This is a genomic window from Simplicispira sp. 125 (genome assembly GCF_003096555.1).
GTDB lineage: Bacteria > Pseudomonadota > Gammaproteobacteria > Burkholderiales > Burkholderiaceae_C > Simplicispira.
In genome coordinates this window covers 2,112,989-2,132,062 of sequence record NZ_QEKM01000001.1, presented here as the reverse complement: position 1 = coordinate 2,132,062, position 19,074 = coordinate 2,112,989, and the positions used below count along the sequence as shown (strand labels likewise).

At 62.6% G+C, this 19,074-nt stretch carries 17 protein-coding genes and 1 tRNA gene; 14 read left to right on the top strand and 4 right to left on the bottom strand.

Features of this window, described 5'->3' with window-relative positions; all coding sequences use genetic code 11:
* The first annotated feature begins 92 nt into the window (after positions 1-92).
* From C8D04_RS09955 to C8D04_RS18670, 14 genes are all read left to right on the top strand, one after another.
* Complete coding sequence (locus C8D04_RS09955; RefSeq protein WP_147301770.1) at positions 93-407, top strand: hypothetical protein; 315 nt, start codon at positions 93-95, stop codon at positions 405-407.
* Positions 404-982, top strand: a complete 579-nt coding sequence (locus tag C8D04_RS09950) for a hypothetical protein (RefSeq protein WP_116004699.1) — start codon at positions 404-406, stop codon at positions 980-982. The genes C8D04_RS09955 and C8D04_RS09950 overlap by 4 nt, the downstream gene beginning before the upstream one ends.
* On the top strand, positions 979-1,965 hold the full coding sequence (locus C8D04_RS09945; RefSeq protein WP_133243623.1) for a pyocin knob domain-containing protein: 987 nt from the start codon (positions 979-981) through the stop codon (positions 1,963-1,965). The genes C8D04_RS09950 and C8D04_RS09945 overlap by 4 nt, the downstream gene beginning before the upstream one ends.
* A gap of 8 nt (positions 1,966-1,973) precedes the next feature.
* The gene (locus C8D04_RS18575) at positions 1,974-2,663 is read left to right on the top strand and encodes a hypothetical protein (protein ID WP_133243622.1); all 690 of its coding nucleotides are present in this window, start codon (positions 1,974-1,976) and stop codon (positions 2,661-2,663) included.
* Positions 2,663-4,429 carry a hypothetical protein gene (locus C8D04_RS09940; protein ID WP_116004697.1) on the top strand — a complete coding sequence of 589 codons (1,767 nt, stop codon included), beginning with the start codon at positions 2,663-2,665 and terminating at the stop codon, positions 4,427-4,429. The genes C8D04_RS18575 and C8D04_RS09940 overlap by 1 nt, the downstream gene beginning before the upstream one ends.
* Positions 4,429-4,644 carry a hypothetical protein gene (locus C8D04_RS09935; protein WP_116004696.1) on the top strand — a complete coding sequence of 72 codons (216 nt, stop codon included), beginning with the start codon at positions 4,429-4,431 and terminating at the stop codon, positions 4,642-4,644. The genes C8D04_RS09940 and C8D04_RS09935 overlap by 1 nt, the downstream gene beginning before the upstream one ends.
* A gap of 5 nt (positions 4,645-4,649) precedes the next feature.
* Positions 4,650-5,951, top strand: coding sequence for a hypothetical protein (locus C8D04_RS09930; RefSeq protein WP_116004695.1), 1,302 nt, complete (start codon positions 4,650-4,652; stop codon positions 5,949-5,951).
* Positions 5,951-6,400, top strand: a complete 450-nt coding sequence (locus tag C8D04_RS09925; RefSeq protein WP_116004694.1) for a hypothetical protein — start codon at positions 5,951-5,953, stop codon at positions 6,398-6,400. Before C8D04_RS09930 ends, C8D04_RS09925 begins: the two co-directional genes overlap by 1 nt.
* A 2-nt stretch (positions 6,401-6,402) precedes the next feature.
* Positions 6,403-7,062, top strand: coding sequence for a hypothetical protein (locus C8D04_RS09920; protein ID WP_133243621.1), 660 nt, complete (start codon positions 6,403-6,405; stop codon positions 7,060-7,062).
* Between the two features lies 1 nt (position 7,063).
* On the top strand, positions 7,064-8,587 hold the full coding sequence (locus C8D04_RS09915; protein WP_133243620.1) for a hypothetical protein: 1,524 nt from the start codon (positions 7,064-7,066) through the stop codon (positions 8,585-8,587).
* Entirely contained in the window at positions 8,588-10,219 is a 1,632-nt protein-coding gene (locus tag C8D04_RS09910; RefSeq protein WP_116004691.1) for a hypothetical protein, read from the top strand. It abuts the gene before it with no gap.
* Positions 10,220-10,329: 110 nt separating this feature from the next.
* Complete coding sequence (locus C8D04_RS09905; RefSeq protein ID WP_116004690.1) at positions 10,330-10,602, top strand: holin; 273 nt, start codon at positions 10,330-10,332, stop codon at positions 10,600-10,602.
* Entirely contained in the window at positions 10,599-11,222 is a 624-nt protein-coding gene (locus C8D04_RS09900) for a glycosyl hydrolase 108 family protein (RefSeq protein WP_116004689.1), read from the top strand. The genes C8D04_RS09905 and C8D04_RS09900 overlap by 4 nt, the downstream gene beginning before the upstream one ends.
* A gap of 46 nt (positions 11,223-11,268) precedes the next feature.
* Positions 11,269-11,754: a hypothetical protein gene (locus C8D04_RS18670; protein ID WP_158550299.1), complete on the top strand. Its 486-nt coding sequence runs from the start codon at positions 11,269-11,271 to the stop codon at positions 11,752-11,754.
* Here C8D04_RS18670 and C8D04_RS09890 read toward each other — a convergent pair.
* From C8D04_RS09890 to C8D04_RS09875, 4 genes are all read right to left on the bottom strand, one after another.
* Positions 11,740-12,663, bottom strand: coding sequence for an integrase (locus C8D04_RS09890; protein WP_133243619.1), 924 nt, complete (start codon positions 12,661-12,663; stop codon positions 11,740-11,742). The two genes, C8D04_RS18670 and C8D04_RS09890, sit on opposite strands and share 15 nt — an antisense overlap.
* 112 nt (positions 12,664-12,775) lie before the next feature.
* Positions 12,776-12,850: transfer RNA gene (locus tag C8D04_RS09885), tRNA-Arg, on the bottom strand.
* A 115-nt stretch (positions 12,851-12,965) separates the two neighbouring features.
* On the bottom strand, positions 12,966-17,090 hold the full coding sequence (locus tag C8D04_RS09880; protein WP_116004687.1) for a translocation/assembly module TamB domain-containing protein: 4,125 nt from the start codon (positions 17,088-17,090) through the stop codon (positions 12,966-12,968).
* On the bottom strand, positions 17,090-18,934 hold the full coding sequence (locus C8D04_RS09875; RefSeq protein WP_199562993.1) for a BamA/TamA family outer membrane protein: 1,845 nt from the start codon (positions 18,932-18,934) through the stop codon (positions 17,090-17,092). The genes C8D04_RS09880 and C8D04_RS09875 overlap by 1 nt, the downstream gene beginning before the upstream one ends.
* Positions 18,935-19,074: the final 140 nt, after the last annotated feature.

Sequence of the window (19,074 nt, the reverse complement as noted above, 5' to 3'; positions counted from 1 at the left end):
GGTGTTAGCAGCACTGCGCGGACTCGCCTATTTTACAAAGGCCACCCCTTGCCCGGGTGGCTTTTTTTATGCCCAAACGGGTGGGGGCCTTCATGAGCTTCGGAAATTTTCAAATTGATGAGGGCGTGAACCCAGATACCGGAGTTCGCACCATCTACCGTTTTGAAGGCGACCAGGTGGTGGTAGAAAAGAAGTACGACGCCGCGCCTTATCTTGAGCGCGCCGCAGAGATGCGTGCTCGAAACGAGGGCAAGAAATGGGGCGAGGGCCGAGAGGTCGGTGTGATTCCGCCCTGGGCACTGCGCGAGATTGAACCCATCAAAGACGACAAAGAGCGCGAGAAGGCGATGCGTACCTTTTTTCGCGATAACCCCGCATTCCTGGCGTATGACGCCTTTATCAAATGAACTGGGGTGAACTCAAGGCGGCGGTTTCGGCGTATGCCCATCGCACCGACCTGGCGCCGATGTTCGCTACGTTTCTGGCGAATGCAGAGCAGCGCATTTACTTCGGTGAACTGAACTCGCCAAAGCTGCGCATAGCCGCCATGCGGGCATTTGAAACGATGGCTACTGGCGCGCAGCCAGTGGGCTATCTGGAGTCCATCAAGGTCACACCAAGCGGAAGGCCTGAGCTTGATTTGTCGTATCGGCCTTTGGCAGCAATGCCAAACGAATTCCAGTCCTACTCCTGGGACGGCCAAACGCTGGCGCTCTCGCGCGACCAGGGGTTCCCGGTGGACCTTACTTTCTACAAGCGCATGGATTCGCCTGTCCTGGACACGGATACGAATTGGCTGATGACAAATGCGCCAAACGTCTATCTTTCCTCGCTGCTAGTCGAGTACGCGCGCTGGGCACGCGATGACGCGCTGGGGGTTCGTGTGGCATCCGATTATTCGAGCGCCGTCAACTCACTGCAAAGCCAAGACACAGCCGCCCGCATCAGCGGTTCCACGCTACGAATGAAGAGGCGCACATGACAGTTGAAACCGCAAGCTATATCAGCCAACTCTCGTCGACAAGCCCGGCTTCTGGCGATCCGAAATCAGAAGGCGACGATCAAATCCGTCTGATTAAAACGGTACTAAAAACCCAGTTCCCGAACTTCGGCACTGCGGCGATGACTGCCACGACAACCGAACTCAATTACTCGGTCGGTGTCACCAGTGCGATTCAGGCGCAGCTCAACACACTCACAAACGACAAGGCCGCGAAGGCAGGCGACACGTACACAGGCGCGCACGATTTCACAGGCGGCACGATTGCAGTGCCCATGCAGACCACAGGCGACGCCACAGCCAATGCAGCCAGCACGGCGTTTGTCGCTGCGGCTGCTTTTGCTTCTGCTCTCCCGAGTCAGACAGGAAACAACGGCAAGTTTGTCACTACCGACGGCTCTAACGCATCATGGGCGGCTGCTGTCAGTCCTGCTGTCAGTCTTGGTGATGTTGATCTGAACACCGCAACCACATCGGGGTTTTACTACTTCGGCACGCCCACAAATGGCCCGGCTGGCGTTACTGCATCGTCGGTATATGTGTCCCGATCCGGTGATGTAGCGGCGCAGATTGTGGTTCAGGCGTCTGCTGGCTTGATGTTTTCTCGGGGCGTGACTGGCCTCAACACATCTCCGGTATGGTCGAATTGGAAGCGCGTCGCCATGCACTCCGACAAAGTGACTGCGCTTGCTGGCGGTGACATGGATTGCAGTGTTGGCAACTACTTCACGGAAACAGTTGCGGGCACGCGCACCTTTGCTTTCACCAACATCCCTGCAGGCGCATACAATTGCGTCCTGGAAATCAACCACACGTCCGGGGCAATTACCATGCCAGCAGGCACGGTGTGGGCAGGCGCCACCCCTACATTCACGACCGGCAAGCGGCATCTTGTGTTCTTCCAGCGGGCGCAGGCTGGCACCGCTGGCTGGTTTGCATCGGCCCTCATAGGGTACAGCGCATGATTCGCGGAATGATGTTTGCTGTAGGGGCTCTCGTGCCTGGACAGCAGGCGTGGACCACGGCAGGAACGTACAGTTTCACCGTTCCAGACAACTGCACCGAGATCGCATCGGTAGGCATCGGCAGCGGAGGAAGCGGTGCTACCGGATCGAGCGGCGACAGCAATACATCGGGCGGCGGCGGTGGCGGTGCGCTCACGTACCACAACGCCATCGCAGTCACACCCGGAGAGACGCTGACCGTCGTGATCGGAGTGCCAGGCTATGCCGTCGTGTTTACAAACGGCGATGGCGTGGCGGGTGCGGCTTGCACGATCAAGCGTGGCGCCACGACGCTACTGGAAGCGCGCGGCGGTTCTGGCGGCAGCAATACAGGCACGGGTGGCCCTGGAGGTGTCGCTACGACTCCATCCGGTGGCGTGTCGTATGCCGGTGGGCTTGGTGGCGGCGCGTCGTCTGGATTTTTCACATCCGGTGGGTCCAGCGGCAGGTACGCGGCAGCGGGTGTCACGGGCGGGCCTGCGGCAAGCGGCATCCCTCCAGCCAACGGCGCCGACCTGTTTGGCAACAGCACCGGCAGCACTGTCGGCCACGGCGGTGCAGGCGTCAAAGGCCCGAACAGCAGCGCAGGCGTCGTTGGCGGCGTCCGAATCATGTGGGGGCCTGGTCGGTCATTCCCCAGTAACGCGGCAGACGTCTAATGGCAATTGTCAAAATCTCGGATGCAGGCAAGGGCTTGAATGCAGACCTGACGCCAGAAGAGCTGCAGATGGGCGTTTGGAGCGATGCGCAAAACATGCGCTTTGCCAACGGCTACGCGCAGCGGTTTAACGGCCTTGCGCCCATCTTTGCGGCGCCGGTAGTCGAACCGTACTACCTGACTGCTTTTCAAAAGCCTAATAAGCGGCTGTGGATTCACGCCGGGACAGAACGCGTGTTCTCGGACGACGAAGCAGTGCGGACGGAAATCACCCGCCTGGCAGAGATTGCAATCAGCACGCTGACGCATGTCACCACGACCGCCACGCTCAAGACGACAGCAGCGCATGGCCTCACGACCGGCGACAGCGTGACGATCTACGGGGCCTACCCGCTGGCCTACAACGGCACCTTCACGATTACCGTGACTGCGCCCGACACCTTCACTTTTACGCTACTGAGCGACCCGGGGGCCAATGCGTCGGTGGTGGGCCATTTGACAGGCCCATCGGCAGCGACAGCCAATTTCACCGGCACGCGGGACGACCGCTGGACGGGGGGTGTACTGGCGGGGATTCAGGTGCTGAACAACGGCGTCGATGTGCCGCAGTATTGGACGGGCGACGCGAACAGGCTGCGCACGCTGCCGGGGTGGAATGCCAACTGGACGGCAGCGGCAGTAGTTCCGTGGAAAAACTACCTGATCGCGCTCGACATTACAAAATCAGGCGTGCGCAATCCGCACATGATTAAGTGGAGCGTGGCGGCGGTTCCGGGATCTTTGCCGGATTCGTGGGACGAAACTAACGTTACCCGAGATGCCGGTGAAATTCAGGCGTCCGACACCGCTGATTTGCTGGTGGATGCTTTGCCAATGGGTGATGTGCTCATCATCTACAAAGAGCGGTCCATGTACGCACTCAGGTTCATCGGCGCGCCCTACATTTTCCAGGTGCAGCGGATTCCAGGGGATTCCGGGATGCTGTTCAGGGGCTGCGCGGTATCGACACCGCTAGGCCATGTGGTGCTGACCGCGGGCGATGTGGTGCTGAACAACGGGCAGGGCGTCGAGTCGATTGCAGACGGCCAGATTCGAGATTACATATTTCGGAACCTCGATTCGACAAATTACAAAAAAGCATTTGTCACCTCGAACCCGCAGAAAAATGAAGTTCTGATCTGCTTCCCGTTCGTCGGATCGACCAACTGCGACAAAGCGGCGGTGTGGAACTGGAAAGAGAAAACCTGGGGGCTGCGCGACCTTGACGGTGTGACCTACGGCGCCACTGGGCAGATTGCAGCTACCGCCTTCACGACATGGGGAGGCGATTCTGAGTCGTGGGAACTGGACACATCGACATGGAACGAAGACCCCTATTCACCAAATCAGGCTCGATTGCTTCTGTCGCAAACCAATCGAATCGCGGGCTTTGATATTTCCGCTGGTGACGATGGTGTGACAAACCTCACTGGAAGCCTTACGCGCACTGGTGTGTCCCTCGACAACGCACAGGCGTTAAAGCTTGTGCGAGGGGTGTATCCGCGCGTTGATGCGCCTGCCGGGGCTGTGATGACGATTGAGGTAGGGGCGTCGATGGCCCCAAATGCCGCGCCTGTCTGGAGTGCGCCTGCATCGTTTGTAGTTGGGCAAGACACCAAGGCGGACACCTTTGCAAACGGGCGGTTCCTTGCGTTTCGCTTTACTTGCTCTGCGCCGTGGCGGATGCGGCCTTTTGATATTGACGTCGATTACGCGGGGCTTTACTGATGTACATCCCAGCTTTTGGCGCAGACGCCGAATTCCACCAGGTGGCGAAAGCGCTGGCGCAGCCGCAACCGTACTTGTTGCTTGCGACAAGCTACGCAGCGCCGGATAAGTTGGCAGATGGAATGGTGGTTTTGGCAGATGGCACGCACTGGAACCCCGGTTCTGGCGCGGGGTTTTACGGCTACCGAAACGGTGGCTGGCAACATTTGGGCTAAAAATTATGAGCAGTTACTACGACAAATATGTAAACGCGCAATACTCGTCGGACTACAAAACACCCGACTGGTTCAGGCTGAATTTCGGCACAGGGATCGACAACACAACCGATCTTGATGCGTTTTTCGCCTCTCACCCGAACGAGGCGGCGGACTTTGATCGAATCACGAGCGGGCAAACCTCGCAGATGGCGACCGGGGGCACGAGTTTTTTGCGCACGCCATCGTCTGCCATGTCTCCCGAGGCTGCTGCTCACTTCGCAGCAAACCCGTACGAACAGTTGGCATACGAAGGGTTTGGGCAAGACCCCACTCTCTCGTACATGAATTACACGTATGGGCCTCAGTCCATTGGGATGACGAACCCAAAAGACAGCAAAACGCAATACCTGCGGGACAACCGATGGACTCCGAACGGCATTACCTCCGGCAATAACGTAAGAGCGCAGGGCTTCCAGTTGGGCGACGGCACATTTGGCGGTGGCATGGGGGGTGCTGGTGGTGTGAGTGGGGCCAACACGTACAGCACCAGGCCTTTGCAGGTGGACGCCAACGGGAATCCAATTGCTGGCGGCAGCTCTGGGGGCTCTGGGGGCTCTGGGGGCTCTGGGGGCTCTGGGGGCTCTGGGGGCTCTGGCAGTTCTGGCGGATCTGGCGGCGGTTCCATGTCCACAACGTTCGGCATGAACCCCTATCTGCAGCAGATGGGCGAACAGATGGCCGGGACGATGACCAACAACTGGCAGCGCCAAGTGCAGCCACAGATTGCTTCGCAGGCCATGGCGACCGGGGGATATGGCGGCTCGCGCCAGGGCGTGGCAGAGGCAAACTCGGCAAACGATCTGAACAACGGTATCGGGTCTGCTCTAGCCAGCCTGTACGGCAACGGCTACAACACCGGATTGCAGTACGACCTGGGCCTGAAAAACAACCAGCTCGGCTATGCCAACCTGGACCGCAACATCTACAACGATAACAACAATTGGCAGTTGCAGGGTGCCAATTTCGGCCTTGGCATTTACGACCGACTGCAGCAGGGCGACCAAATCGGCCTGAATGCTGGGACGAACATGCAGAACACGCCGATGAACTATTGGAGCCAGTTCAGCAATGGCGCCAATTCAATCGGCAATGGCTACGGCACGTCTACAGGGTCGCAGAACATGCCAGGTAACCCGCTGATGGGCGCCATTGGCGGCGCGCAGTTGGGGAGGAGCCAGTTTGCGAATTGGTGGGGGTCTGGAAATGGAGGTGCGTCCAATAACAATTTTTGGTCACCTGGGTTCAATGGAAGCATGGGTGATTGATGGGCGCGATTCAAGAAACGACACGCGAAAAAGTCAACCGCCTGGAGGATGCGCTTCGCAGCGTTCCGCAGGTTGATTGCCCAATTCGCCACCATTTTGCGCCTGGCATCTACGCGCGCGAAATCACGATACCCAAGGGCACGGTATTGACGGGGGCTGTCCACAAGCAAGAAAGCCTTGTAGTGCTCTCCGCTGGACGCTTGCGTCTTGTCACAGACGATGGAACAGTCGAAATATCCGCGCCATACACGCTGACATGCAAGGCGGGTGCAAAAAACGCGGCGCTGGCGCTTGAGGATTCCGTGTGGACAAATTTCTTCGCTACTGAAGAAACTGACCAAGACAAGCTCGTAGAACTACTCACGGAATCGAAGGCGTCCGACCTTCTTGGCGGGGACACCAATCAACAACTCGCAGCCAACAAGGCCGCAGAAATTACAGAGGCATAAGCATGGCATTCGGACTATCAGCAGGCGCGGTTTCCTTGATTGGCGGCGGATTGGGTCTTTTGGCAGGCGGAGATAGCGAACAATCACAAACTGCCACCAAAGAGCCTTGGAAAGACGCTGCCCCCTGGCTGCGCGAGAACCTGCGCACCGGCCAGGGATTGCAGGGCTACTACCAGCAAAACCCATTCAACCAGCAGCAGCAGGCAAGTTACCAGAACACCTTTGGCGACATTGATGCATTCCGCAACCAGATGGCGCCCGGGTTGATGGGATTTGCAAACAAACTGATGGGCAGCAGCTACCAGCGCGGCGGATCGACCGCAGGGGCAAACGGCGCGGTGGGCGGCGGTGGAATGGGCGGGCTTTTGAGCAGCGGACAGGCTGCCCAAGGCGGCGACATTAAAGCGTTGATCGCACAACTGATCGGCGAGCAGGGCGGCACCTCACAGGGCGGAATGCCCATGCAGCAAGGCATTTTTCGTGTACCGCAAGGTCAGAGCTACGGTCAGATCGACTGGAACGCGCAGAACCCATTCCGCAATGGCGCTATCGAGGCCACATCAACCCCCACAGCAGACAGTCAGACGGTTGAGGAAATGGTGGCCGCAGAGATCGAACGACAGCGCATAGAGCAGCAGAACAACTCAAACCGCTTCGCGTGAGGTGAACATGGCCGGACTACTTGACTCGATTTTCAACACCCCGGAGGGGCGCATGGGCTTGGGGCTGCTGGCATTGGGGCAAATGCCAAAGTCGCAGGGCATGGCGGGTCTGATGGGATTGATGGCATCCCAGGACGCCGCAGCAAATAACAAATTAGACAGAGCATGGCAGGATGAAGCCAGGGGACGCCAGCGCAAGGAATGGAGCCAGGCCGACGCGGCGGCAGAAGCTGCAGCACGTCAAAAAGCCGCTGAGCAGCAATACTTTTTTGGCGGCGCCGGGGCTGTGGGCGGCACATCGGCGCCCGCAGTGCAAGGCGCTGGCGCAATCCCCGCTGGCGGCGCTGATGTTGGCGCACAAGGCGGAAAAATTGACGAGTGGGCGCGACAGCTCGGGATACCTCGGGACGCCATCATTGCCGACTACATAAAAAATGGCGGCAAGGGAATTGCTGACATGCTTTACAAGCGCGGCACGCCGGACATGCAAGTGACGAACGGCTACGCCTACGACAAAAACAAGCTCGTCTCTGGTTTCATGCCCAGCCTGTCCACGTCGCAGGACGGCAAGACAAGCATGGTACGCATTGGTCAAGATGGCTTGCCGGTTGTGTCTTCGCCGCAGGGGGCGCTGGACACGTACAACAGCTATCAGGGCGCGCAGGCGGCGTTCAAGCCAATCAAGGTTTACAACCCGGCCACGGGGCGCGAAGAGTTCACGAACGAGCGCGCTGTGGTGCAGCAGCCGCAGCATTCTGGCGGCGGGTATGCAGGCGGGTCTGCTGGCGCGGCTGCGCCTGAACAACTGCGCATCATTCAAGCAGAGCTGACCCGCCTCCCACCTAATCACCCAGATCGCCCAGCGCTCATGCGCGAGATTCAGCGGATCGGCGGCGGGCAAGCTGCCCCGTCCGGGAACTATGCGGCGGGGCCTAGCGCGTTGGAGGCCGCGGAAAATGAAGCGGCACGGGTCAGGCTGGTTGATCAAGCCAAGGCAGACGTGGTGCCAACGCAGCAGCGCGAAAGCAAATCCGCTGCGGCCAGCGACATGCTTGGCGTGATTGACATGTTGGACAAACATCCTGGGCGCGAGACGGCAACCGGCGCGTCTGGCGTGATTGACCCTCGCAACTACATTCCAGGCACGGACGCCAAGGATTTCAGCGTAGCCCTCGACCAACTCAAGGGAAAGACATTCCTACAGGCTTTTGAATCGCTCAAGGGGGGTGGGCAGATTACGGAAGTTGAAGGGAAGAAGGCCACAGAAGCCATTGGCCGCTTGAACACGGCACAAAGCGACAAGGCATTTCAGCAAGCGTTGAGTGACTTGCGCGGCGTGGTCGAAGGCTCCATGAAGCGCGCGACCGGTGAAGGTGGCGCCACCGGGGGATTGGGCGACAAGCCCAAAGGCAATGTCTTTGACTCCCTGCCTACTGCCAACGCATCCAACAAAGGCCAGCGCATGCGCGACACCACGACCGGGAAGATTCTGCGATCCAACGGCATGCAGTGGAAGGAAGAATAAATGGCCTATGAACTGTTGGATGAATCGACGAAGGGTCGCTATGAAATGCTGCCAGACGATGCGGCGCCAGTGGGCAAAGGCCCAAAGCAATCTGGCTTTGTGAAGGGCCTGCGAGACCCTATCGACGGTGGCGCGCAGCTTCTGACAAACCTGCTGCCCAGTGGCGTGGTGAACGCAGGCAACCGCCTGAACAACTGGCTTGCAGACACCACCGGCCTAGTCGGGCGCTTGCCAGAGGGCGGGGTCGATCAACAGGTGCGGGAAAGCGAAAAAGCCTACCAGGCGCAGCGCGGGCCGGATGCCGGAATTGATTGGAGCCGAATTGGTGGCAACGTGCTAAATCCTGCCAATCTCGCGCTGGCATCCAAGCTGCCAGCAGCAGCGTCAACGCTCGGGCGCATTGGCGTCGGTGCTTTGGGCGGTGCATCGTCTGCAGCACTGAACCCCGTCACGCAAGATGGAGGATTCGCAGGCAACAAGATGCAGCAGATTGGTATAGGCGCGGCGGGTGGTGCGCTGGTGCCTGCGCTGACGGCGGGGCTTGGCCGCGTCATCAGCCCTGCGGCATCGCGTAAACCGGAACTTCAACTGCTGCAGCGTGAGGGCGTGCGCCCAACTGTTGGGCAGGCGCTGGGGGGCCGCTGGAATGCCGCAGAAGAAAAGCTACAGAGCCTTCCCATAATGGGTGACATGATTTCAAAAGCGCGAAACAACGCACGCGATGATTTCAACCGGGCAGCGCTGAACCGCGTTACCGCACCAATCGGCAAAAAGGCCACGGAAACCGGACAGGCAGGCGTACAGCAGGCCGGGGATCTGGTGGGAGACGCCTACACGCAGGCAAAAAACCAGCTTGGGAATTTCCGGCTAGACCGCCAAGGCGTGGGCGAACTGCAGAAAATTCGCCAAATGGCGGACATGCTCCCCGATGAAACCGCACGCGGGCAGTTTCAAAAGCTATGGGGCACGCTGGCGAACGACATTTCACCCAACGGCACGATCAAGGCTGACGCGTTCAAACGCATTGATTCAAAACTGGCAAAAGAGGCGTCTCGATTCTCTGGCGCCCCGGATGCCTACCAGCAGCAACTGGGGGACGCCCTGGCCGAAGTGAGGGCTACGCTTTCTCAAAACGCCCTGCGCGCCAATCCGCAGGCAGCGAAAATGATGAAGGCGGCAGATACCGCTTATGCCAATCTGGTGCGTGTGGAAGGCGCGTCCAAGAACGCGATGCAGACAGGGGGGTTTTTCACGCCAGGGCAACTAGGATCGGCTGTGCGTCAAGCGGATCAAAGTGTCCGCGACAGGGCCACAGCCAGGGGCACGGCACTTATGCAGGATTTGGCAGGCGCCGGGCAATCCGTACTCGGAAACAAGGTGCCAAACAGCGCTACGGCAGATCGCTTGATGCTTGGTGCTGGGGGCCTCGGCCTTGGTGCGCTCAATCCGGCTATCCCTGCTGGGTTGTTGGCAGGGGCGGGGATTTACACATCACCGATGCAAGGCCTGCTTCGCGGCGCGATGACAGCGCGCCCACAAGCTGCCCAGGCGGTACGCAACTCGCTGCTCAAAGCAGCGCCCGGTTTCGTTCCTGCGGGCGCTCAAATAGGCCTTGGCCTTCTGGATTATTAGCCAATACATCCAGACACCCAGCCCAGATGCAGCAGCGCGAAGCATTTGATCGTCATTCACCAGCCCGCTCCTAGCGGGTTTTTTTCGCCCGCAAAAAACAATGATACGCCATGAGAAATGAAGCCGTTGATATAACCATCGCCGCCGCTGGAAGTAAAACCACCTATATCGGCGCGGGGGTGACGGGCTTAGGGTGGTTCCTCTCAAACGAGTTCTTCGGGCTTGTCGGCGTGCTGATCGGGGTCATTGGCCTCTCAGTCAACATCTACTTCAAGCTCCACGCCAATCGGCGGGCCAAAGTCGAGCATCAGGCCCGCATGGCACTATTGCGCAGGGGCATGCACTCTGATACTGGTATTGGTGGCCTGGAGATGGACGAATGACCTCCCCCCAGGTGCCCGGCAAAGTGTGGGCCTCTGCGGGCGCGGCCGTCCTTGCCATCGTGGCAGGCGTGTTTGCGGTGGAGGGGGGCTACGTCAACAACCAGGCAGACCCCGGCGGCGAAACAAACCACGGCGTCACCGTGGCAGTGGCGCGCGAGCACGGCTACCAAGGCCCCATGCGTGAACTGCCCAAGGCAACCGCGCAGCGTATCTACACGCAGGACTACATTGAGCGCCCTGGCTTTCACAGCGTGATCCTTCTATCCCCGGCCCTGGGTGAGAAGCTGGTGGACGCCGGGGTGAATGCCGGGCCTGGACGATCGGCGCGCTGGCTCCAGCAGGCGCTCAACCAACTGAGCCGTGGGGGAGCCGACTTCCCACTTGTGACGGTGGATGGAAACATTGGCTTCCAGACCCTGGCCGCGTACCAGGCGCTGGAGCGAAAGCGCGGGCGCGTGAAGGCTTGTGAGCTGACGTTGAAGCTGATGGACGTGCAGCAGGGCGCGCACTACATGCGCCAGAACAAGCCCATGTTCATCGTGGGCTGGGCAGACAACCGCCTGGGCAATGTGCCGCTGGCACGCTGTGGCGAGTCCGTGGCGAAAGGGCCGACGCCATGAATCCGATCATCCTGGCCATGTGGCTCAACTGGTGGAGGTGGTGGGAATGATCCCCCTCTACACACACGCGATCGCCGCAGCCGTGGCCGGTGCGCTCGCTTTCGGCGGGGCTTGGCAGGTTCAGGGCTGGAGGTATGGCAAGCAGATTTCAGACACCGCAGCCCAGCACGCCACAGCCCTTGCCAGCGCGAATCAAAAAGCGTTGGACGACACAATCAAAATGCAAAGGACGAAAGATGACGCCATCAAAGCTGCCCAAGATCGGGCAAAACGTGAAGCTGCCAATGCTGCTGCTGCTCGCACTGAGCGTGACGGCCTGCGCGCACAACTCGCCGCAACCACAGTGCAGTTGCCCAGCGCTTCCTGTGCCTCCGTCCGTGAGTACGCCGCAACCGTCAACGGACTATTCGATCAGTGCGCAGGCGCTTTTGAAGACATGGCGGGAAAAGCTGCGGGCCACGCCGCTGACAGCCGATTGATGCTTGAGGCGTGGCCTGCGAACGGCAGTATGACGCGGCTAGAGACGCGCTGAGATAGCCTCGGCGGTTTCGCGATAGTAAACCCGCAGCAACAGGGATACATCGCGGTGCCTCGATATGCGGGCAAGGGTCAATACATCGACACGGCGCGCCAACAGCGTCAATGCCGTGGCCCGCGTGTCGTGAAATGTCAAATCACCCAGCAGCAATTGCCGGGTGAGTCTGGAAAATAGCGTGCTGGCCTCATTCGCCCCGACCGTGAATGCAGTGGGCAGCAGCTTGACAGCGCGGCGCGTAAGCGGCACCTCGACATAGCCGCCTGTTTTCGTGCGTGGCAGCATGTAAACCCGGCGCCTTGCGTCATAGGTGCCCGTCAGCACTTCGCCAAGACGCATTCCGGTATGCAGAGCGATGTGAAACGCCTTCACCACTTCGCCCATCTTCTTATCGCGGTCAGAGCGCAGCACGCGCTTGATTTGCCGCCATCCCCACACCTGACGGCGCGCCTCCGTCTGCTCAGGCATGTGCACCCCTCGGAATGGGTGCGACTCAATCCACTCCCATTCATTCATGGCGACGGTGAACAGGTTGCGCAGCAGGTTCGCTTCGCGCTGCACCGTGGCCCCGACGACGGTTTTCAGCCGTTCGTCTCGCCACTTGCCAATCTCTGCCCGCGTGATTGAAGCCAGTGGCGTGTTCTCGCCAAAGTGCGCCATGAAGTAATCGAATCGGCGCGCTTCCCACTCTGGCTTTTTCTTGCGCACGCTTACCGTCCGCAGGTACTCTCCCACAGCGTCCCCAAGCGTCTTTCCGCCTGAGCCTTTAAGCCGGTCTAGCTCTGCCTCTTTTGCAAGCGCCCACGCCTGGGCCTCGCGTTTTGTCGCGCACAGGTGGGATGCCCGGATGCCATGACGCTGCACTTCTGCGCGCCACTTGTCGCGGTACTTGCGGATTGATGCCATGCTGTGCGTATTCTTGTGCGGGCCGCGTGCGGGGAGATTGCGACTTTCGTGCGTGTGACTGTAGCACTTGCCCTCTGTGGGCCGTTAGCTATTTCCCTTTAATTCCCTTCACTGGTCCCCTCGACAGGAATCGAACCTGTATCTGACGCTTAGGAGGCATCCGTTCTATCCATTGAACTACGAGGAGCAAGCAGGCGTGAATTGTACGCGGAGATATGCTTCTGTATTGATAGCTGGTGCCGCTTGCTGGTAGAGCGCTAGAGGCTAATTTCACTCAAAAATGCAGCTGGGCTGGTTGCGGCTCAGTCGTAGCGCATGGTGTAGATCAGGTCGGCAGCGCTTTTCTCGCCGGTTTGCCCGCGCAGTGTGAGGTGGCGGGTGAGGTCGTAGAAGATGTAGAGCGTGCCCAGCGTGCCTGACAGGCTGCGCTCGTACGTCACGTACAGGTCCTTGGACAGGCGCTTGCCAAACGTGAGAGCCGCGCCAGTGGCGTCTTCGCCAGCACCTGGGCCTTTGAAGCCGATTTCGTCCAGGCCCAGGCGGCGTGCCGCGTTGGCTGCGGTGTTGTCGGTGCCGCCCCGGCCGAGCAATGCCAGTGCGGCCTGCTGCAGCACGGCGGCCTCGGCGCCACCGCCGGCGGCGCTGCGGCCCAGCACCACCCACGAGAGCTTTTCGGCGTCGGGCAGCTCCGGGTCGGAGTAGAGCTTGACACGCGGTGCCAGCGCGCTGCCGGTGACCTGCACCCCCGCACGCACGCTGATGTGTGGGCGCAGCGCCAGGATGTCGAGCGAAGGGTTGTTGTATGGCCCGTTGAAGCGGATGAGGCCGGTTTCCACATCCAGCATCTGGCCCCAGGCGCGGTAGCGGCCCTGCTCGGTTTGCACCTCGCCGGTGATGCGCGGGGGTGAGCCCGGCGTGGTGCTGCTCCGAATCTCGACCTCGCCGGCCAACCGGGTGGTGATGCCGTGGCCGCTCAGGGCAAAGTCGTTGCCCAGGTTCAGGGTGACGGCGATGCTGGGTGGCTTGGCGGTCTGGGCCTGGGCGCCTGCTGTAGCGGCCTCTTGCGCCTGGGTGCGGTCTTTGGCGGCGGAGCGGACCACCACGTCGCTGCCCAGGCCGGGCGCCGATTCGTCGGGCAGGATGATGGTGGCACGGTTGGCGGTCAACTGGCCGTGCAGGCTGATCTGGCCCTGCTGCAATTGGGCCCGCAAGGGGCCTGACACGCTGAGCTGGCGGTCGGCGCGCACCTGCACCTGCAGGGCCTTGGCCTCCGCTTGGAAGTCCATGGTGATACCCGAAAAGCCATCGGTGGCGGCGCTCCACTGGATATGGCCCGTGCCGGTGAGCAAGCCGCCATCGTCGGGCGCAGCCGTGCGGTTGCCGCTGAGCCCGGCGATGCGTGCACGGCTGCCGCGCCCGCCTTTCAGTTGGAACTCGGTAATGTCGATCCGGTCACCCTCCAGCGTGGCGCGCAGCCGCCCGTCCTGCAGGTCTACCCCGTCAACAATGGAGCGCACGGCCAGGGCATCGGCGCCCAGTGTTCCTGTCCAGCGGGGTGCGCTGCGGGTGCCTGCCAGGGTGGCGCTGGCGTCCAGGGTGCCGCGCACGCGCCAGCCGGGTGGGGCCAGGGCCGACCACACGCCCACATCGGGCAGGCGCGCCCGCAACTGGCCCTGCAGCGGCGCGTCGGCTGGCCAGAGGCTGGCGGCATTGCCTTGCAGTGCCAGCTGGGTGCTTACGCTGGCATCGATTTCACCAGCACGCTCGCTGGCCCAGACGAGGCGCGCACGCAGGGTGTTTCCTTCGGCCTGCAGCGCCAGTTCGGCCTGGCGTACGCCAGCGGGCGTGCCCGCCGTCGCGGCGGTGCTGCTGGCAGTGCCCTGCACGGTGGTGGCGATACCTGCATCGCCCGCCAGGATGCGCAAGTCGCCGCTGCTGCGGCGCAGGCTGGCGCTGGCGCGCAGGGTGTCGCCCATGTCCACATTCCATTCGCCGTCGAGCAACAGGCTGGTGGCCAGCCCCAGGCGAGCGAGCAAAGGCTGGGCCGGGCTGCCCTGCACGGCAGGGGCGCCGTCGTTCAGGCCCAGGGCATCCAGCCAGGCCATGGGCAGGCCTTGCAGAGAGCCCTGGGTTTGCAGCCGCAAAGGCGTACCGGTGCCACGGCCCCAGCGCATGGGCTGCCAGCGCAGCGCGACGCTGCCCGGCAAGGGGCCGGTCAGGTGGGCCTGGCCTGCCGATGTTTGCAGCTGGAGTGTGCCGCTCTGCGCCTCGGTGCGGGCTGAAAGGCCCAGGGGGGCGTCCAGTTGCAAAGCCCAAGGGCCAGGGCGCTGGGTGTCCTGTGCTTGCAGCGCCAGTGTGGCGATCTGCGCCTGCCAGAGTCCGGCGGAGGCCTGCCCGCCCGCAACGCGGGTTTGCAGGCGCAGGCGCTGCTGCCCAGTGGAGCCTGTGCGGGCTTCGGCGTTCAGGTCGAGTGTGGCTTGTGCCCAATTGCCAGCAATGCTGGCCTGCACTCCTCGCAGTTGCACCGCGGTGGGTCTGCCGCCTTCGCCAGTGGCGGATGGGATCGACAGGTCAAGCCGGGGGCTGCTCAGGCTGGCTTGCAGCGTGGCGTCGCTTTTTCCAGGGAGGGGCTGCATCAGCCCGCGCCAGCCACCGTTCCAGCGCGCGGTCAGCTGGGCTGCACCCTGGGCCGAGGCGCTTTGCAATGTGCGTTGTAACGCGGCGCCGATCAAGGGCAGGTCGGCCAGCCAGCGTTGGGTCAGTGCGACGTCGGCCCATTGCACCTGCAGATCTCCCTTGCCACTTTGCGCTGCCAGCTGCCCGCTGGCGCGTGCCGTGGCCCCTGGCACAGCCAACACCAGCTGGCCCTGGGCGGACTGTGCGCTGGGGTGGATCAGGAGGTCGGTCGCCTCCACGCGCGCTTGCAGTGCGTCGATGAGCAGACGATCGATCTGCAGTGTGTCCGTGGAGGTGCCGTTGTCTGTCGTTGCGGAAGATGCTGCCTGCCATTGGCCCTTGCCGGTGAGACGGCGAATACGCAGCGGGGCAGGGTGGCCGGGCGCGGCTTTTTCTGTGGTCGAGGAGGCTGCGGTTCCGATGTCTGCGCTGAAATGCACGGCGCTGCCCTGTGTCCGGGCGCTGATCTGGCCCGACAGGGGCGCTGCCGCCAGCGCAGTGTGCAGGGCGTCGGGATGGAGCTGGCGCAGTTGCGCAGTGCCCTCCAGCGCGCCCGTGGCGGGTGTGTAGTGGCCTTGCAGTGCGACGCTGCCCTTGCCTGCGCTGGCGCTGGCGCCGGGCAGCGTCCAGCGGGTGCCGTCGTAGGTGGCGTTGGCCTGCAGTGCTGTCAGCGGCAGGCGCGAAGCGTCCCAGGGGCCGGGCAGGGTGTTCTGCAACTGCACGCCGATGGCCCAGTCTGCAGGGGCCTCGGCCGTGCCGGGTGTGGGGCCCGCCTGCACGGTGCCCTGCAACTGCGTGGTGGGGGCTTGTGGCCACAGAGCCGCCAGATTGAGGGCGCGCAGCGTGGCCGTTACCGACTGCAGGGGCTGTGTCGCCCAGGGGGCAGCGGCCGCTTGCACATCGGCTTGCATGGGGGTGCCGGGCGCGTCTGCCGCATCGCCTTCGGGGCGCAACTGTGCCTGTAGCTGTAGTTGGGCCGCCGATGTGGCCAGGGTGCCCTTCAGCGTGGCGTGGGCAGCGATTTGCAGGGGTGCACTGCTGCCAGGCGCTTGTGTGTGTACGCTGCCGTCGAGCGTGACCTCCAGCGCCATGGGCGTTTGCGCATCAAGGGTTGCGCGTGCGCGGTAGCGGCCCTGCGCCAGCTTCACGCTCTGGACGTTCAGGCGGTGCTGCCGACCGTCAAACCGGTAGTCACCGGCCAAATCTCGCGCCTGGACCGCGGGTGCGCCCGCCCAGTCCAGTTGATCGACCCGGAAAGACAGGCCGATATGCAGGGGCAACTCCAGCGCCGTGGGCGGTGTGGGTGGTTCCTGGGTCTGGGGGGCGCCTTGCGGTGTGATTTGAACCTGCGCGGCATGTAATTCGCCCAATTCCAATCGGCCCTGCAGCAGCGGTGCCAGCTGCCATCCCAGTTGGATGTCTTTGGCCTGGATGACCAGGCTGGGGCTGCTCCAGCGCAACTCGCCAATATGGCCCCCGCTGCGCAGCGAGCCGGTGACACCGCGTGCTTCCAGCTGCTGGTGTGCGGGCAAAAACTGTGCTGCGCGGCGCAGGGTGGACGCCAGTGAGGCATCCCCGCTCGCCCACCACCAGGCGCCAGCGCCCAGGCCCAGTACCAGCGCGACCGCAGCCACCAGCAGCCAGCCCAGTGTGCGCACGGTGCTGCGCCGTGCCCCGGTGCGCAGGTGTGCTGAACCTCCGGGGCTGAAGTCCGGCCCTGCAGCGGGTGGGGGGGACGTGTGGCGGCCCATCAGAAGCTGAACCCCAGGCGCAGATGCAGCCGCACTTCCTTGGCCTGCACGCCATAGGCCAGGTCGGCCTGCAGCGGCCCCACCGGGCTGCGCCAACGCACCCCGGCGCCTACGCCGACGCGGGCGTGCAGGTCGCTGGCGCGGTCCGCCACGGCGCCCGCATCGATGAAGAGGGTGCTTTCCCAGTCGGTCATTTCACCGCCGTAGACGATGGGGCGCTGCCATTCGACACTGCCCGCCGCCATGTAGCGGCCGCCGTAAAGCTGGCCGCTATCGGTGCGCGCGCCAATGCTGCGGTAGCCATATCCGCGCACCGTGGTATCGCCACCGGTCAGGAACAGTTGCGTGACTGGCAACTGGGCGCCGTCGCGCGCCAGCACGGCGCCCCCCTCGGCGCGCAGTGCCACGCGGGCGTTGCGGCCCTTGCCGTCGGCTGCCTCTACCCGCCCTGCCGGCAGGAAGGTTTGCCAGCGCACCAAGGTGCGCACAAAGGGGTCTCGCTCGGGCCGCAGCGTGGTGCCTATGCCCAGTTCCACGCCTATGCCGTGGCCTCGGGTGGGCGCGGTCAGGCTGTTGAAGTAGCGGCCTGTCCAGCCGTAGTTCACGCTCAGTGCCGTGCTGGAGGGGGGGGCGCTGGTGCCCTGGTTGTTGGCATAGTCGTATTGCAGGAAATAGTTGCGGTCGATGCGTTGGGTGATTTTGCTGCGGCCCGTGCGCAGGCGGCCGCTGTTCACAGTGAAGTCGCCCGTTGCTTCGCGCAGCACCTGGCCCTTGGCAAACCAGCGCCAGCCGTTGTTGTCGGGCAAGTCGGTCCATTCGGTATCCAGCAGCTTGGTTTCGCGGTCCAGCAACAGCTTGCTCACGGCGCGCCAGCCCAGGCCGGGCACCCGGTTGTGGGTGTGCTCCATCGACAGGCGGGCGCCGCTGTCGGTCGAAAAGCCGGGGCCGAACACCAGTTTTTGCATTTTGGCTTCGCGCACATGGGCCACCACGGGGGCGGCCTGCGGGTCGTCGCCCTCGGTGTCCAGCGTCAAAAACACGGCGTCGTAGTACCCGCTACTGGCCAGGTTGAGCTGGGCGTCGAGCAGTGCTGCCTCATCGTAGATGGCTCCCGTGGGCAGGCGGGCCAGGCGCCGTGCGCCGTCGGGGTCATAACGCTCGCTGCCCTCTACCTTCAGTGGGCCGAAGCGGTAAGCCGGGCCGGGGGCGTAGGTGACGCTCAGGCGGGCCTCATGGGTGTCGGTATCCACCTCGGCGCGGCTGTTGGCAATGTGGGCGGTGGGGTAGCGGCGCACCTGCAATTGGCGTAGGCCGTCGTTCTTGGCTGCATCCCACGCAGACTGGGTGAATGGCTGCCCAGGGGGCAGCGACCAGCCGCGCTGCACGCGCTGCTGCTGGCGCGTGCGGGCGTCGGGATCACCATTGGGCGTTTCGGCAAAGGCGATGTCTGCACTGGCAATATGCGTTTGGGGGCCGGGCTCCACGGTGATGGTGACCGTGCGCAGCCCTTGTGGCTCGTCGGGGGGGGGCGCTTCCAGTGCCAGCGCGATGGTGGGCGCAAAGTAGCCCAGGGTGCCCAGCAGCTCCCGCGCATTGGCGTCCGCCGCGCCCAGCAGGCGCTGCAATTCGCCGTCCTGCAGGTCGGGCAGGTGGCGAAAGCGCTGCAGTTCGAGGTGGCGCTCCAGTGTTTCGCGCACGGTTTTGGGGGCGTGCACCTGTACCTCGAACGAGGGCGCACCCGAGGTGGCGATGACCGGGGCCGGCGCGTTGTCGGCGGCGGCTTCGTCGCTGGCGCGCGGCAGCAGGCTGCAGCCGGGCAGGCACAGGGCCAGCAAAAGCAGCAACGCCGACCAGGGGGTCGGCGTTGCTGTGGCGACGGTCGGGCGCGGAACGCAGTGTGGCACAGCAAATAGAGGACTGAATGGAAAAAAGTGGAGGCTGGGTGGCGGGGTTTCTCCGACCGCCCATCTTTGCCACTATGCCC